19 protein-coding genes are annotated in these 15,404 nt (G+C 62.9%); 7 read left to right on the top strand and 12 right to left on the bottom strand.

Annotation, left to right across the window (positions count from 1 at the left end):
* Window positions 1-23: 23 nt before the first annotated feature.
* The 6 genes from KMZ68_RS23890 to KMZ68_RS23865 form a co-directional block, all read right to left on the bottom strand.
* Window positions 24-248: a hypothetical protein gene (locus KMZ68_RS23890; RefSeq protein ID WP_215613569.1), complete on the bottom strand. Its 225-nt coding sequence runs from the start codon at window positions 246-248 to the stop codon at window positions 24-26.
* A gap of 8 nt (window positions 249-256) precedes the next feature.
* Window positions 257-442, bottom strand: a complete 186-nt coding sequence (locus KMZ68_RS23885) for a hypothetical protein (protein WP_215613568.1) — start codon at window positions 440-442, stop codon at window positions 257-259.
* A 45-nt stretch (window positions 443-487) separates the two neighbouring features.
* Window positions 488-1,171 (bottom strand): acyl-homoserine-lactone synthase, encoded by a 684-nt coding sequence (locus KMZ68_RS23880; RefSeq protein WP_215613567.1) that lies wholly within the window; start codon window positions 1,169-1,171, stop codon window positions 488-490.
* An 82-nt stretch (window positions 1,172-1,253) separates the two neighbouring features.
* Window positions 1,254-1,988: a LuxR family transcriptional regulator gene (locus KMZ68_RS23875; RefSeq protein ID WP_215613566.1), complete on the bottom strand. Its 735-nt coding sequence runs from the start codon at window positions 1,986-1,988 to the stop codon at window positions 1,254-1,256.
* A 180-nt stretch (window positions 1,989-2,168) separates the two neighbouring features.
* Complete coding sequence (locus KMZ68_RS23870) at window positions 2,169-2,954, bottom strand: enoyl-CoA hydratase/isomerase family protein (protein WP_215613565.1); 786 nt, start codon at window positions 2,952-2,954, stop codon at window positions 2,169-2,171.
* Between the two features lie 29 nt (window positions 2,955-2,983).
* Window positions 2,984-4,102, bottom strand: a complete 1,119-nt coding sequence (locus KMZ68_RS23865) for a cyclic nucleotide-gated ion channel (RefSeq protein WP_215613564.1) — start codon at window positions 4,100-4,102, stop codon at window positions 2,984-2,986.
* Window positions 4,103-4,476: 374 nt separating this feature from the next.
* On the opposite strand from KMZ68_RS23865, the gene KMZ68_RS23860 reads away from it, so the two are divergent.
* On the top strand, window positions 4,477-5,142 hold the full coding sequence (locus KMZ68_RS23860) for a Crp/Fnr family transcriptional regulator (protein ID WP_215613563.1): 666 nt from the start codon (window positions 4,477-4,479) through the stop codon (window positions 5,140-5,142).
* 9 nt (window positions 5,143-5,151) lie between these two features.
* On the top strand, window positions 5,152-6,033 hold the full coding sequence (locus tag KMZ68_RS23855; RefSeq protein ID WP_215613562.1) for a DUF6537 domain-containing protein: 882 nt from the start codon (window positions 5,152-5,154) through the stop codon (window positions 6,031-6,033).
* 62 nt (window positions 6,034-6,095) lie between these two features.
* On the opposite strand, the gene KMZ68_RS23850 is transcribed toward KMZ68_RS23855, so the two are convergent.
* Window positions 6,096-6,272 (bottom strand): hypothetical protein, encoded by a 177-nt coding sequence (locus tag KMZ68_RS23850; RefSeq protein WP_215613561.1) that lies wholly within the window; start codon window positions 6,270-6,272, stop codon window positions 6,096-6,098.
* Window positions 6,273-6,319: 47 nt separating this feature from the next.
* On the opposite strand from KMZ68_RS23850, the gene KMZ68_RS23845 reads away from it, so the two are divergent.
* Window positions 6,320-7,069 (top strand): outer membrane protein, encoded by a 750-nt coding sequence (locus KMZ68_RS23845; RefSeq protein WP_215613560.1) that lies wholly within the window; start codon window positions 6,320-6,322, stop codon window positions 7,067-7,069.
* Window positions 7,070-7,260: 191 nt separating this feature from the next.
* Here KMZ68_RS23845 and KMZ68_RS23840 read toward each other — a convergent pair whose 3' ends face one another.
* Window positions 7,261-8,658, bottom strand: coding sequence for a TAXI family TRAP transporter solute-binding subunit (locus KMZ68_RS23840; protein WP_215613559.1), 1,398 nt, complete (start codon window positions 8,656-8,658; stop codon window positions 7,261-7,263).
* 406 nt (window positions 8,659-9,064) lie between these two features.
* On the opposite strand from KMZ68_RS23840, the gene KMZ68_RS23835 reads away from it, so the two are divergent.
* Together KMZ68_RS23835 and KMZ68_RS23830 are read left to right on the top strand one after the other, a co-directional pair.
* Window positions 9,065-9,415, top strand: coding sequence for a DUF3307 domain-containing protein (locus KMZ68_RS23835; RefSeq protein ID WP_215616452.1), 351 nt, complete (start codon window positions 9,065-9,067; stop codon window positions 9,413-9,415).
* A gap of 220 nt (window positions 9,416-9,635) precedes the next feature.
* Window positions 9,636-10,037, top strand: a complete 402-nt coding sequence (locus tag KMZ68_RS23830) for a hypothetical protein (RefSeq protein ID WP_215613558.1) — start codon at window positions 9,636-9,638, stop codon at window positions 10,035-10,037.
* An 82-nt stretch (window positions 10,038-10,119) separates the two neighbouring features.
* On the opposite strand, the gene KMZ68_RS23825 is transcribed toward KMZ68_RS23830, so the two are convergent.
* The 3 genes from KMZ68_RS23825 to KMZ68_RS23815 form a co-directional block, all read right to left on the bottom strand.
* The gene (locus KMZ68_RS23825) at window positions 10,120-12,348 is read right to left on the bottom strand and encodes a sensor domain-containing diguanylate cyclase (RefSeq protein ID WP_215613557.1); all 2,229 of its coding nucleotides are present in this window, start codon (window positions 12,346-12,348) and stop codon (window positions 10,120-10,122) included.
* 130 nt (window positions 12,349-12,478) lie between these two features.
* Window positions 12,479-12,820, bottom strand: a complete 342-nt coding sequence (locus tag KMZ68_RS23820; protein WP_215613556.1) for a YkgJ family cysteine cluster protein — start codon at window positions 12,818-12,820, stop codon at window positions 12,479-12,481.
* A gap of 58 nt (window positions 12,821-12,878) precedes the next feature.
* A complete protein-coding gene (locus KMZ68_RS23815; RefSeq protein WP_215613555.1) occupies window positions 12,879-13,577 on the bottom strand; it encodes a helix-turn-helix transcriptional regulator in 699 nt (232 codons plus the stop codon).
* 43 nt (window positions 13,578-13,620) lie between these two features.
* Between KMZ68_RS23815 and KMZ68_RS23810 the strand changes: the two genes are divergently transcribed.
* Both KMZ68_RS23810 and KMZ68_RS23805 read left to right on the top strand, forming a co-directional pair.
* Complete coding sequence (locus KMZ68_RS23810; RefSeq protein ID WP_215613554.1) at window positions 13,621-13,926, top strand: hypothetical protein; 306 nt, start codon at window positions 13,621-13,623, stop codon at window positions 13,924-13,926.
* A 36-nt stretch (window positions 13,927-13,962) separates the two neighbouring features.
* Window positions 13,963-14,691 carry a glutathione S-transferase family protein gene (locus tag KMZ68_RS23805; protein ID WP_215613553.1) on the top strand — a complete coding sequence of 243 codons (729 nt, stop codon included), beginning with the start codon at window positions 13,963-13,965 and terminating at the stop codon, window positions 14,689-14,691.
* 3 nt (window positions 14,692-14,694) lie between these two features.
* Here the strand turns inward: KMZ68_RS23805 and KMZ68_RS23800 are convergent, their stop codons facing one another.
* Entirely contained in the window at window positions 14,695-15,324 is a 630-nt protein-coding gene (locus KMZ68_RS23800) for a pyridoxamine 5'-phosphate oxidase family protein (RefSeq protein WP_215613552.1), read from the bottom strand.
* Window positions 15,325-15,404: the final 80 nt, after the last annotated feature.

Here is a 15,404-nt window from a genome sequence, read left to right as displayed (position 1 = left end):
TTTCGGCGGGTGCGAGGGTTGATCTATCTCAATAGATCGATACCGCCTAAGCCCGTCTGTGCGACATAACGGCTCAAGAAAGAAAGATCACGCACTGATTTTTTGGGCGGATTAGGTTTGCGGGACGACACGATGCCCTGCTCGACTTCGTCGCCGCGGATGCGGTCGGTCGGCCGCGCGTCGCGGCTTCGGCATTCGTCCAGGGCGGGCGGCTCGCCGCTATCGGCCGAACGCCTCATCGCCTGCATTCACGTCTTCAACGGCGCGGGCTGATACGGCAGCAATAGCGGCCGTCGTCGTCATCAGATTCGTCTTTATCATCATGGGCTTGGAGCAGCGCTATTGACAAAATCCGCTCCAACATCTTGAGTTGCATATCTCTGGAGTCATCGATGCAGGATTGCAGGCGTTCTATGATCCTGTCGAGCGAAGGTTCAGTCACAGCGTTAAATCCAATATGTCAGCAATGAATAGCATCCCGATGCACTCATCGCGCTGGCGGAGCGGTTGACGGAACGGGAATCGAAATTTCCGGCAGCGCCAGGCGATTGATTCCGGCCAGTCCGCGCCATGTCAGCGTCGGTCGCGTCAAGCCGATCTGGCCGCAAAGCGATTTCCACGTCGCGTCATCGCAATCGACCAGCACGGCCAGCACCGACATGCCGTCGATCATCTGCGGCAGACCGAGCGGATGCGCCCTCCAGCCGCAGCGCTCGAACCGGGGAAGCCACCACGACTCCAGCACAATGGTGAAGCCGGTCAGCCCGACGCTGATGCCGTATTCCATGATCGCGGTCAGCAGCAGCATTTCCACACGTGGTCCGGCATGCTCTCCACGGCGTTCCGGAATGACGAAGATCCGCGATAATTCGTACACGTCGGATCGTCGGACCGGCCCGCGGATGTTGAGGTAGGGGAAGATGTCGCTCATCAGGGTCGGCGCCAGCGTCGGCAGCGCGCGCATGCCGCCGATCAACTGGCCGTTGTCGATGGCGAACAGATAGACCGCATCTTCGGTGTCGAACTGGTCGATCTCGCGGCCGTCCGGACGATCGAGCGCCATCCATTTGCGCTGCTTGACATAGATCTCGTGGCGCCACCGGAAATACGGGTCGAAGTATTCCTGATAGAGATGCCGGTTGTCTTTTCGGACGACGTGAATTTCGGGCATCGGGCTCACCGCTTGATCGGGATTCGATCAGGCGGTCAGCATGCCGATGAACTAAAATTGATCTACTGGAAGAACTCCCAGTTCAGAGCAGGATTTCCCGGTTGACAAGCGCCATCGCTACGGTGGCGGTTTTGTTCTTCGTCATCAATTTTCGCTGCGCTTCCTCGATGTGCCAGCGTACGTTGCGCTCCGAAATGTGAAGGATCTGGCTGGTCTCCCAGGCGGTCTTTCCCCGCGCTGCCCAGCGCAGCACCTCGGCTTCGATGTCGGAGAGCCGCCGGCCGGAGGTGGCCGGGCTCGGCCTGGAAAGCGCCCGAAGCCTGCCATGGGTGAACACGCTCATCAGGTGAAGCGCGCTCTTGGTTTCCGGATCGAGATAAGGACGTTCGCCCGCGATGCTGATGGCGCCGGTGGCGTCGTCGTAATGGATCGGGATGCAGAAGCCTTCGTGAAACCGGAAATCGCGGGCGCGTGTCATCACCCGGTGCGCGGGCCGATCGAACTCCGGATCGTAGGGCGCATCCTTCCACTCGAACGGGTTCAGGGTACTGAAGCAATGCCGCGGAACGGGATCGACCGCGCTCAGGTTTTCGCGGTTGTACAATTCGAACCATTCCGCCGGCCAGCCGTTCGCGATCGTCAATTGCTCGAGCGATTGCCCCGATGTCGGAATCCCCGCCATGATGTAGGCGTGGAAGCCGAGCTTGGCGATCATTCGCTCGAACTGCGAAATCACGCTCGCGGTCGTCTTCGACGCCTCGATCGCGTCGACGAAATCGAGCGCCTGCCGTCCCCAATATGGTTCCACAGCCTGCATTCAAGCCTCCCGCCCCACGGGTGAGGCTAAGCATCGAAAACCCCAAGTCAATCCCAAGTCAATCGCAAAACGTCGCGGCGGGGGATGTCATTCGGCTAACGGCGCCGCGCGGGTAAAATCGCACGGTCCGGTGCCTTGCATCCGCCGGCGCGAGGCTGCATCCCTCGCAAGGACCGTACGCTAGAATTTCGGCGGACGCTTTTCCGAAAACGCCCGGATGCCTTCCTTGATCTCGGCGCTGCGCATGCTCTCGCGGGCGCGTTGGTCGGCGGCGTCTTCATCCAGCCTGCCATGGGCGAACTCGTTGATGGCGCGCTTCATGCCGCGCATCGCGACCGGCGCGTTGCCGGCCAGCACCGTCGCCAGCCTGTCGACTTCCCGATCCAGCGCCTCGACCGGCGCCATCGCGGTGAGGTAGCCGATCCGCAGCATCTCGGCGGCGCCGATCTTCTCGGCGGTCAGGAACAGCTTCCTGGCGTTGTCGGCGCCGAGCCGCGACACGTAGCGCTTGATGCCGCTCTTGTAATAATGCAATCCGAGTCTTGCCGCCGGCATGAACATCTCGCAAGAGTCGACGCCGATGCGGAAATCGCAGGCCAGCGCCAGATCGGTGGCGCCGCCATAGACGCCGCCGTTGAGCCGGCAGATCGTCGGCACGGCAAGGTCCTCCAGCCGGTTGACGACGACCTCGAAGGCCGATCCGGCGCTCCTCTGTTCGACGGCGCTGGTGGCGCGCGCCGCGACCGAGTTGAGATCGTAGCCGGCGCTGAAGGCGCGGCCGGTGCCGGTGAGCACCAGCACCCTGACGGCGGGATCGGCCTCGATCCGGTCGAACAGCTCCATCAGCGCGTCGAGGTCGTCCGGCTGCAGCCGGTTCAGATGCTTCGGGCGGTTGAGGCGGATGGTGGCGCGCGCGCCGTTGATCTCGAACAGCGGCGTGCTCGCCGTTTCGGCGGATCCGGACATCGGCTTCTCCATTATTTTCGGCTTCTCCATTATTTGTATTTGTTTTCCAGCGCCCGCCGCTTCGCTTCGGCGTCGATGGTCTCGGCGAGGTCGGGATGCCGCGCCATCAGCATGCGGAAGTCGACGAGATCGAGCACCAAGAGCTTCGAGACCCGCGTGGTGGTGATATTGGCGGTACGCAGATTGTTGCCGAGCAGCGCCATCTCGCCGAAGAACGAGCCGGCTCCGAGCGTCACCTTCTTGCCCGGCAGATCGACCTCGACCTCGCCGTCGGCGATGAAATACATGCAGTCGCCGGTCTTGCCCTTGCGGATGATCATGGTGCGCGACGGCAGGTCCATGGTGCGCAGCATATGGGTCACGTCGGCGATCGCGGACGGGCCGAGCGCGGCGAAGAATGGCACCTTGCTCACCGTTTCCCAGGTTTTCAGGAAATTGTCGCGGCGGGTCTCCGCGGCAAATCCGGTGGCGAGGATGCCGGTCCAGAGCCCGAACACGCCGAGTCCGCAGATCATGACAAAAGCTGCGACCAGCCGTCCGAGCGGCGTGATCGGCACCACGTCGCCGTATCCCACGGTGGTCAGGGTGACGACCGCCCACCACAAGGTCGCGGGCACGCTGCCGAAGGCGACCGGCTGGGCGTCGCGTTCCAGGAAATGCACCGCCACCGAAGAAAGAAACAGCACCATCAGGAAAATCACCAGCACGCTCAGCAGCGAACCGGATTCCACCACCAGCACCCGGCGCAACTGCCGCAAACCGGGAATCCCGGGCACCAGCTTGAACATCCAGAACACGCCCAGCAGCCACCCCGATTGGGGATCCGCGCCAAGGGACAGGGCCAGCGGCACTGCCGCGGCGGAAACCGCGTCCACCAGCCCGCGGCCGGAGATCGCATAGGCCAGTCCGCGGTGCGCCAGAACGGCGTGGCGAAGCCGCACCACCCATTCGAACACGAAGAAGGACAGGCACGCCCACAGCACCGCGTCGACCCAGTGATGCGCCGCCTGGTAGGCCGGATCGACCGTCAGCAGAAGCATCATGCCGATGCCGGTCGCAACCGCGGCATAGGCCGCCCTGGTCATGTTGCGGCCGGCCGTTGCGGCGACGAATTCCGCCAGCACTGGGGAAACAAGCGGCTTGGACATCGGGAGGCGGCGCCTGTCGGTGCGAAAAGAGCCTGATATGGCCATGCGGGGCGTGGCCGGCCCACAAAGTGCCCGGGCGGGGGGAGGCCGTCAACGAGGCGCGGGAAACAGCGTTATCGGCCCGGTCCGTGGCGTTTCGCGCGGTGCCGGCCCCGGCGCGGCCCGGTCACCGAATGCAAGCCTCGGCCGGAGGAACCGGCATCGGTCCGGATATCCGCCAATGCGGGATTTTTTGCCGTGACGAGTCAGAATCCCGGACCAAACGTCGCCTTTTCTCCGTATATCAAAAGCTCCCTGCCGACATTACGATGACGGGCGCGCTCGAAGACGATCCCTACAAAACATTCACTCCTTAAAAAGCTGGTTGGCTTCCAATGGATACCTCACATATCGCAGAACACGCCGGCACCGCAGGCGCCTTGTTCGCATCGGTCTTCGTCGTCGCGACCACCACGATGCGGACGATGATCCCTCTGAGGGTGCTCGGCATTTGCACCAACCTCGTGCTGATCGGGACCGCGATCCCGAGCCATAATTACCTGATCATCGGAGTGCAGTCGGTGGTGCTGGTGCTCAACGGCTATCGGTTGCACCAGATGCTGCAGCTGGTGCGCGACGTCAAGAAATCGGTCAACAGCGACCTGTCGATGGAATGGCTGAAGCCGTTCATGACCGAGCGCAAATGCGCCGCCGGCGAAGTGCTGTTCTACAAGGACGAAAAGGCCGAGGACATGCTCTACATCGTCAGCGGCCGCTTCCATCTGGTCGAGTCCGGCATCGAATTTCCGGTCGGCGCCATCGTCGGCGAACTCGGCATGCTGTCGCCGTCGAACATGCGAACCCAGACGCTGGAATGCATCGAGGCCGGCACGATCCTGAGCGTCAGCTACACCAAGGTCGAGGAGCTCTACGTGCAGAATCCGGCGTTCGGCTTCTATTTTCTCCGCCTCGCCAGCGCCCGGCTGTTTCAGAACATCGACAAGCTGGAGCAGCGGCTGGCGGAGCAGACGGCGGCCGCCGCTGCCGCAAAGCCGGCTTGAAGGTCTGGAATGGCAAGCGTCCTTTCCTCGCTCCGTTACCTGCTCGCCGATTTCATCGGCGAGGACGACGACGAGCCGCCATTCCTGCCGGGCGGTTTGCCCGAGGGCGCGACAACGCTCGTCAGCGACGGCATTCACCGCCTGATCGACTATCAGGGCGCCGCCTACGCCAAGCTTTATGTCGACCGGTTGCGGCGCTTCATCGGCAAGCCGGGAGTGGACGATGCGATGTTCGCTGAAATCGCGCGGCTGATGACCATGCGCATGAGCTACGAGGATCCGATCCGGATCGCGCAGCTGAAGCTTGCCGAACTGGAGACCGGCGCCGGCGACCAGCGCATTCCGTCGGCCGATGACGTCAGGAAGTTCCGGCTCGATGAACTGGTCGAGGCGCTGCCCGCGGCGGTCGCCGAGCCTGTTCTCGATGTCCTTGAACGCCTGGGATGGTTGCGCAAGCGGATCTCGATCCGCTTCAGCACCAAGAACCGCTGGAGCGTTCGCCGTCTCAAGATCGAGGCGTCGCTGCGGCGATGGCGCCGGTTCTCGGTGCGCTATGCCAGGGAACGTATGTGGGTCGAGCGCTGGCTGCATATGATCGACCGCAGCCTGACCAAGCAGCCCGGCGCCGCCGCCGAGATCGTTCAGACCGCGACCATGATACAGGGGTACGGTGACGCCTACCGCCAGGGTCTCGCCGATTGGCATGCGATCATCGACGGCCTCGCCAAGCCAACCTTCGACGGCGTGCTGCCGCTGAGGGATCTGGCCGGCGCCGTGGCGGAAGCCCGCGCGGCAGCGATGCCCGATCCGCGGCAGGTGGCGCTCAAACGCACCATCGCGGAGATCAGGGCGCAGGCGCTTTCGGCCGGCGCCGACGCGGCTGCGGGCTGATTTTCATCTGCCGGAGGACGGGGCGATTCCAGCGTCGACACCAGGAATTCGACCCTCAGACCTCAATGTCCGCTGCCGGACAGTCCCGCGCAGAACGCGAAATTTGGCTGGATTTCGCGCTGAATCGAGCCGTCGCTATTGCAGAAATGTCGCAGCTTTCCCGCAATATGGAGCGTGTCGCCCGGAATCGTGGCTTTTGGCTTGCCTGGGCCGGCCGCACACGCTTTTTGTTTGATCATCGAATTTCGCTTGTCTGATAATCAAATTTCGTTGAGGGAGGATTCCCATGCATTCCAAGTTTATTGCGCTCCTCGGTGGCGCTGCCTTGAGCCTCGGTCTCGTGAGTGCTGCTTCGGCCGCTGACATGGCGGTGAAGGCCCGTCCGGTGGTCGCGCCGGTCATGATGTACAATTGGGGTGGCTTCTATGTGGGCGCCAACGGCGGTTGGGCAACGAGCCACAAGTGCTGGGACTACGCTGGTACCGTTGCCGCGCCCTTGGCTGTGTATGTCGCGGAAGGATGCCATGACGCGTCTGGCGGCACGGCGGGCGGCCAGATCGGCTATAATTGGCAGGCCGGCTCCTGGGTGTTCGGTGTCGAAGCGCAGGGCAACTGGGCTGACCTGACTGGCCGGAATGTCAGCTTGGCCTTCCCGACCTTCACCAACCGTTCGCACATTGACGGTTTCGGCCTCTTCACTGGCCGCGTCGGTTACGCCTGGAACAACGTTCTGCTCTACGTCAAGGGTGGTGGCGCGGTCGTGTCCGACAAGTACAACTACTACCTGAACAACGCGGCGGTTGACACCGGTACGGCGTCCGAGACCCGTTGGGGTGGCGTGGTTGGCGCTGGCTTCGAATACGGCTTCACCCCGAACTGGTCGTTCGCTCTCGAGTACGATCACATCTTCCTCGGTGACAGGAACATCGCGTTCGCTTCGCCGGCTCAGACGGTTGACCGTATCCAGCAGGATGTCGACATGGTCACCGCGCGCATCAACTACCGCTTCGGCGGCCCGGTCGTCGCCAGGTACTGATCGTCAAGCTTTAACAAGGCTCAAGCCCCGGACGTTGGTCCGGGGCTTTTGCTTGTGTCGATCGGCAGGCCGACGATTTGAAATGGCCACGTTTCGAACGAATCCCCTAGAGGCCGTTTCGCAGACCAAGGTTTAGCGGAGCTGCTGTCGGAGCACCAACGGAGCGGGCATTGGCGCTTGCCGAAACGCGCTTACGCGCTTTGCGCCGTCTTGACGATCACCACATTGTCGTCGTGGCCGGCATGCCGCCTCAGGCTCTCCCGCCGCATGCCGAGCTCATCGCGTACGAATTGATAGCCGAGCTTGAACGTCTCCAGGCCGTCGCTCGAGATGGTTCCGTCGCGCAGCCCGATCACCACGCCGCGCAGGATGGCTTCGAGCTCATCCTGCAGCGCGTCGAGGGCCTCCATCGAAGTGGCATGTTCCATCCGCTCGCCGATGTCGAGAATGGCGGTTGCCAGCTCACTGGCTTTCTCCGGCGCAATCCGGGTTACCTTGGTATAGAGCGCGATGAACAGCGAGCCGATGACGCTGAGCACTCCGGCGCCCAGATAGGCGAGGTCGCTGTAGCGGTCGATGAACGATTTGGTGTCGTCGTTGATGTAGTCCGCGGCGCCCTGATGGGCGACGACGAAGGCGTCCTTGTCGGTGTTCGCCGGCTCGATTCTCGAGGCGAAGCCATTCTCCGATGCAAGCTCGGCCTTGTTCTCGTAGATCGCGCGCGCAAGATTTCCCGTGGTCGCGGTCGACAGCCTGGATTGCGCCACCAGCAGCCACTGCAGCCCGACCGTTTCCAGATCCTGTTCGGGAACTGCGGGTGAGGAGGACAGGATGCCGGCCGCCAGCGTCTCCTCCGTCAAGCCGGAATTCCTCCTGACCAGCGCTTTCGTGTCGCTGATCGCGTTCAGGGTGAAGCCGCCACGCTTGGCATATTGCGCGAAGCTCTTGTCCCGCATCATTCTCGAGGCCGGCGCAATGGTGATCACCGCGCCATAGCCGCCCGGCGCCAGCAACTTGTCGTAGCTCGAATTCGGCGGCGCCAGTTGCAGCCGCGAAGCGGCGTCGGGATCGTCGGAAACCTCGAGCAGGCGGCGGATGAAGGCCGTGCCGCTGTCGGCGTCGGCGACAACGGCAATCTTCTTTTTCTTCAGCTCGGCCAGCGATTTGATCTTCTTGTTGCCGGGGCTGAACAGCAACAACACGTCGTGCTCCAGGATCGCGATGGCGCGGGCGCGCGGCGGTACCCGGGCGTCGGTGCGCAGCACTGCAAGATCTGCCTGTTTGCGGTCGAACTGCGCAAGCGCCTTGGCGTTGTCGGGATTGTGAACGATCTTGAGATGCAGCCGTGAGTTGGTGCTCTTGAGCATGGCGGCGAGTTTGGCGGCAAACCGGGCCTCGGGGCCGTTGGCATCGCCGGCCGCGAAGGTCAGCGTTTCGGAATTCAGCCAGATCCGGCTGCCCCACACGGTTGCGACCGTCAGGATCACCGTCAGCGCGGCGAAAAGCAGCATTTGCCTGCGGTTGCTTTTGACAACCCGGGAACGCGAGCGTGGCTTTGCCGCCGGTGGCGTTGGGACTTCAGCGCTCATGGCACATATCCGGGCCGGGTCGCTTCACCGCCTCAAGCTGGCTCCGCGGCTTCCGAGCGAAATCGTAAATATCTAAAAAGGAACGACAATTTTCCAGTTTAAGAATGATATCCCGCTCCGGGCAGATTGCAAACCGGCCCTATCCGGTAACCTTACCGGCGGGCCTTCCAGTCGGTGCGCCGATCTATCGCCGTTGGGCCACACCTGGCGTTTTTCGAACTACCCACAGGTGCATTCCGGCGCGGGAGATGTCATAAGTGAAAAATACCGGTCGAATTGTCCGGGTTTGAGAAGAAGTTGCGCTGAACGCCTCCTGTTTCCTTCCCGTCAGTCCGAGCAAAGGGCGTCAGCTTTGTTGTTTCCGTCAATGTCGTCGTCGGTTCCGGTTGGTGCGCTCGTCGGATGGATGCTGCTGCTCACCGTCAAGCATATCATTGCCGATTTCGCACTGCAGACCTCCTGGATGGCGATCGGCAAGGACCAGAAGACCGGCTGGGCGCTGCCCCTGCTGGCGCACTGTCTGGTCCATCTCGCGGTGGCGATGACGTTGATCCTGATCATCGCGCCGAAGTTCTGGTTCGTCGCCATCATCGACTTTCTGATTCACATCACGATCGACCGTGCCAAGGGACTTTGCACGTCGACATTCGGCGTGACGCACGAGCATCCATGGTTCTGGACGCTGATCGGCGTCGACCAGGCGCTGCATCATCTCACCGGCTTCGGCCTGTCGATTTTCATGTCGGCGAACGGCTGATCTCCCCGGGCACGCCGGGTCGCGAAGAAAACGTGTCAAAAAAAGATCATGGCTGCAGTTTCGATTGCAATCGGAATTGCGGTCATCGGCACGAATCGCAAGCGGCGCGGGCGGCTCCGATTCGCAGCGATCTGGCAAGCGCGCCGGGCGGCTACCGGGTGCCGTGGTTAACCTTTCGTTAGAGGATTGCACGGCATCTTCGCGGTCAGGGAGAACTGCGATGTTTTCAAGCCGCGACGCCTACGACAACGATTTCTGCCCGGTCCGGGATGAATTGCTCGGCGAAATGTACCGCGCCAACGAAAACGGCCTGCCCAGGCTGGTCGAGAGCGTTTCTTCCGACGTCCGGGCGATGCTGGCGCTGTTCTGCTATCGCAGGAGCCACCTCTACTCGCTGGCGCTGTCGATCGCCGCAAGCTGCAGCGAGCGCGACCTGATCCAGCTGGGCGGACGCGTCGGTTCCACCCTTTATGCGCTGTCCCGTGAAACGAAGGCGACGCGCGCCACGGCGTCATCGTCGAGCCGCAAGCCGATCACGCTCTCGACCAAACCGCTGAGCACGTTTTCGCCGATCGAGGATCATGTGGACGAAGAGGATTTCGCGGAAGCCGCGACCGTCTGAGCCGGGCCTGCCGCCGGCAGCCACGGCCTGAAACCCGCCGCATCCGAATTCTCCTGCTGCAAGCCGAAGCGATTGCCGGCGATCAGGCGACCGAGGCCATGCCGCCCCTGATCGAATCCGATCGTGACACCAGTTCAGTCCGATTGCGGCCGCGCATCTTTGCCCGGTAGAGCGCGTCGTCGGCGCGCGCCACCAGAGTTGCCGCGGAATCTCCTTCCGAGAATTCAGCGACGCCGAAGCTGCAGGTAATTTTCCCGGCGACGCTGAACGTGGCCTGTTCGATGGCCGCTCGCAGCTTCTCCGCCGCCTGATAGGCGGCCTCGCCGTCCAGGCCGGGGGCAAGGATGACGAATTCCTCTCCACCCCATCGCGCCAGCAGGTCGGTGGTGCGGATGCATTCGAATACGATTTCCGAAAGACGCACCAGCACGTCGTCACCGGTCTGGTGGCCATGCACGTCGTTGACCTGCTTGAAATGGTCGACGTCGTACATGATCAGGGCGAGGGGGGTCTTGTATCGTTCCGACCGCGCGGTTTCGCTGGCCAGCGATTCGTCGAACTTCGCGCGGTTGTAGAGGCCGGTGAGCGGATCGGTGGTCGCCCTCAGCCTGAGATTCTGGGCCAACTCCTGCAACTCGACCCGCTTGTTCATCTGGATCCGGTCACGGATGCCGTATTCCCTGCCGAAGAAATAGATCAGGACCATCAACGTCATCAGCAGCGTGGCGACGATTCCCAGCATCCGGCCGGCGTATATCCTTGCGCCCGGCATCGCCAGTATGACCGACCATTGGCTGTGTTCGATGCTGCTGCGGCGCACCAGATCGCGCTCACCGTTGAACAGAACCCAGCTACCGTCCTTGATCTCGCGTTCCACCACCGCCCGATCGTCCAGCGTTCCGAATTGCCGGATCAGTGTCGACCTGGCTTCGGCTGGGAGCGGCCACAACGCCCGCAGCATCATGTCCGGACGGTTGGTCAGCACGACGATGCCGTCGGGATTGACGAAGAAATTGGGACGCACGAACAGCCTCAGATCCGCATCGAGCCGGTCGAGGGACTTCTGAAGGAAAGCGACGCCGGCGATCGAGCCGTCGTCACGGCGAACCGGATAGCTCGCATAGTAATAGCGTCCGCGGTCGGCGGGATCGAACGCGAAGTGATAGCCTGCCTGCCCGGCGAGGGCCTTCTGAAACCAGGGTGCAGCGGACCATTTCGAAACGTCGGCGGCGTCGACCGGATCGGATGCGGCGACGAGGGTGCCGGAAATATCCAGGATGGCGCCGAACCTGGCGCCGGAGGCCTCGACACCGAGGTCCAGAACGGTCCGCGCGCGCCGCTCGTCCTGGCCACTTCCGCCGGTCAGCAACGGCAGCACGGAAGGCGACTCCGCCAGCGCCTTCACCGTTCCGTTCACGATGGCGGCTTCGCCGGCAAAGCGGCTGGCGATCAGGTTGATGTCGCCCTGCGCCTGTTTCTGGATGTCCCGCTTGTAGGCGGCACCGAGGAAGTCGGTCAGCACCCATCCGCACGCCAGAAACGTCATTATCGCCGCCAGCGTCCAGACGAACTGCCGGCGCAGATAGGCCGCGTAACGTTCCGAGGAAATCTCGGCGATCAGCAGCTGGCCCCAGATCATCCAGACCGACAGCGCCAGTACGCAGGCAAGCAATCCGCGCACCAGCTGGATTGGAATTCCCGTGACCTGAAAGAACCACGCCTGGTTGAATACACTTGCGGGCCAGAAAGGTGCGGCCGGGACCACAGCCCCGGCGGCGACGCCATAGAGCGCAAATCCCGCGGCCGTGACCAATGCCAGGCCTCTTGCCGTGCCGGAAAATCCCCTCGCATGCGCGACAAAGACGCTCGCGGCAGCCACCGCTGCGAAGAATCCGATTCCATATCGCGCATAGGCGCCCGCCATCGGCACGCCGCCGACGATGCCGCCAAGCATGACCATCAATATCAGGGCGGTATAAAGCGGCGGCCCCTCGAGAGGCTTCAGGCCGAACCGGATGGCCTTTTGCCGGGCAAACTCCAGCAGGAACAGGAACGACGCCGTCATGGCCATCGTGCGGATCAGCGCGAATGTTGCGGTGTCGGTGACGCCGAGCGCGCTCAGATCCAGCCACTCGCCGGCGCCGTGAAAGAAACCGAACAGCCCGAGCGGCTTCCAGGCGGACCCGGGTTCTCTCATCCTCCCGACGGCGAAGCACACCGTGCCGAGAAACAGGAAAGCAAGCCCGTAGAGGAAGAAGATGAAATCCAGCTGTGCTGCGAGGAAGGTCGCAATGGTTTCACGAAGCGCCATTTGGAAGGATTCCCGATGGACGGCGGTTTCGTCCCGTCGATCGGGCCGAATGTATCAATCGCACCGCGAGGATATTCGGCTGCCAGCCGTTAAAAATGCGGATAGGGCGCCGCTCCGTACAAATACGGCCTCAGTCCGGCGGAGCGCCGGGCCGCGGCAGCGCCGGCAGGCCGTGCCGCTTTCGCGCCATGTCGCATTCGACATCGCCGGGCATGCAGGTCCGGCAGACTTCGGGACGCACCTGATAGATTCCGCAGGCGGTCGCCACGCCGATCTTGCCCGACAGCGCGCAGCAGCGGTCGCCGTCGCAGCGCATTCCCGATAATTTATCGTTGACGAATTTTTCCGGAATGAGATCGAGCGCGGCATCGTCCTCGGTGGTGAAGCGCGGCCAGTTCGACGAATAGGCGCAGCACGCGCCGCAGGCCTGGCAGGGGTTTTCGCCATCCACGGCTGGATCGAGTGGTTCCATGGGCCTCGTTTAGCGCGGAATGGCGCGACCGGCCAGCCGGCCGCGCCTGCGATCCGCATCAGGCATCGCTGGGAGGTTCCCAGACCAGGCTCTGTCGCCATTTCGCCCGCAGCGAGGCGCGCCGCTCCGGATATTTCTCGTCGAGATAGACCGCGTCGACGACGCGGTCGGTTCGAAAACTGCGAAAATCCTTGCGCAGTTCGCACCAGGCCGCCAATAGCCGCACCGCCTCGAGATAGCCGATGGCAATCGGCCAGATCGTGCGTTTGCTGTCGCGGCCCTGTTCGTCGCGATAGCACAGCGCGATCTTCTTGCCTTCGTGGATATGGGCGCGCGTCCGCGCCATGTCGATGCGGTCGGGTTCCCTGCGCCAGCCCGGCCGGGCGCGGCTCGCCGGTTCGAGCACGAAGGGTCGCAGCCGCTCGGGGACGGTGTCGGCGATTTTTGCCATCAGGTCTTCGGCGGCTCTGGCGAGCACGGCATCGGCATGTCCTGCCACCCACGAGGCGCCAAGCACCGCCGCCTCGATCTCGTCGGGGGTGAGCATCAAGGGTGGCAGGTCGAATCCCTTCTCCAGGATATAGCCCATGCCGGCTTCGCCGCGGATCGGCACGCGCTGTCCGATCAGGGTGGCGATGTCGCGGTAGATGGTCCGTTTCGAGGTCTCCAGCTCGGCCGCGATGGCATCCGCCGTCAGCGGTTTGCGGGAGCGGCGAAGCACCTGAATGATCTGAAACAGCCGGTCGGCGCGTCTCATGGGCAATCTCTTTTCATGATGCAGCCTCGCCGATGCTGACAGCATGTTGGCAGCAGGCCGTGGCTATACCCGGGACAACACTTCAACTGAAGGGGATTTGTCCATGATGATTCTTTGTGACACCGGAAATTTCCAGCCGCTCTGGCGCGTTCAGAGCTGGGCGCTGGAGCGACTGATTTCCATCGATTGCGTTGCCGGCGACCTGCGTTGGGCGATGATCGCGCTGGCCTTGCGTTCCCTCCGCTCGGTCTGGGCCCTCGGGCGCGATCAGTTTGGCCACCTGGTTCGCAATGCCGCAAGCCGGGCAGCTCAGCATGCTGACAGCACGGTGGCAGCAGGACGCGGCTAGGCTGAAACTTCATTTCAAGAAATCGGGAACCCTCGCATGATTACGCTCTATGGCTTTGGCGCCGGCTTCGGCCTGCCGGAAATCAGCCCTTTCGTGACCAAGACCGAGGTCCAGCTCAAGATGGCGGGCCTCGCCTATCGCAAGGAAAAGGCGATGCCGCCGGCCTCTCCCAAGGGGCAGCTCCCCTATATCGAGGATGAGGCCGAGAGGATTGCCGATTCCACCTTCATTCGCGCGCATATCGAAGGCAAATACGGCTTCGACTTCGACGCCCCGCTCAGTCTGCAGGCGCGCGCGCAGGCCTGGGCGTTCGAGCGCATGATCGAGCATCACGTCTATTGGGCGCTGGTCGGCGCACGCTGGGTCGATTCGGAGAATTTCGCCAAGGGGCCGGCGCACTTCTTCGACGCGGTGCCGGAGCATCTGCGCGAAAAGCTGCGCGAGGACGCACAATTCCGCGTCGCCGAGAACTACTTGCTGAGCGGCCTCGGCCGCCACGCGCCGGACGAAGACATCGATTTGGCGGTCCGCTCGCTGTTCGCGCTGTCGGTCCAGCTCGGCGACAAGCCGTATCTGATGGGGGACACGCCTTGCGGCACCGATGCCACCGCCTTCGGCGCGCTGGCCGGGATCCTGACGCCGTACTTCGCCTCGCCATTGCGCGGGCGCGCCGAGCAGTTCGGAAATCTCACCGCCTATGTCGACCGCATGATGCTGCAATATTATCCGGACTTCGCCTGGGCGCCACAGCAGCAGGCGGCCTGAGGCTCAATCTGCCGAAGCGGGCTGGCCCTTCAATGCCGCCAGCTCCGCTTCCAGTTCGGCAATCCGCCGATCGCGCGAGGCCAGCGCCGCCGCCACGTCGGCGGCGTCGAATTTCTGCGGAATGTGCTGCGGGCAGTTGGTGTCCCATGCGGCAATCCTGAACAGGATCACCTGCTCCGGGCGTGCCTTGTAGCCTTGCGGCATCAGGGAAGTCAGCAACGCCGGATCGTCGTCGACCACGCGCGCCTCGCCCCAGATCTTGACCCGACGGCGATGCGCATAATCCATCAGGAAGATGTTGGCCTTCGGATTTTCCGAGAGGTTGCCCTGCGTGATGTATTGCCGGTTGCCGCTGTAGTCGGCGAACGCCAGCGTGTGCCTGTCGAGGATTTTGATGAAGCCCTTCGGCCCGCCGCGATGCTGGATGTAGGGCTGTCCGTCGGCGCTGGCGGTCGCGAAATACAGGCTGTTCACCTCGGCCAGAAACGCGGCGAGGTTGTCGTCGATTTCGGTGTGCCAGCCGCCGCGCTGCTCGACCTTGGCATAGGCCTCGCGCGAGCCCTTGCGGGCCTGAATCGCCTTTACCGCGGGCGTGAACGCCACGTCGCTCGAATAGGTGTGGGTCTCTGACATGGGAGCCTCCGGAGTCCGGGCGGCGAAGCGCCGTCTCGGCTCCCAAGATGGACGTTTCTGTAATTCCAACAATTATCAGG

The sequence above is a fragment of the Bradyrhizobium sediminis genome (genome assembly GCF_018736105.1).
Classification (GTDB): Bacteria; Pseudomonadota; Alphaproteobacteria; order Rhizobiales; family Xanthobacteraceae; genus Bradyrhizobium.
Note: the sequence above shows the minus strand (reverse complement) of the source record. Positions and strands in the feature narration are given on the sequence as shown.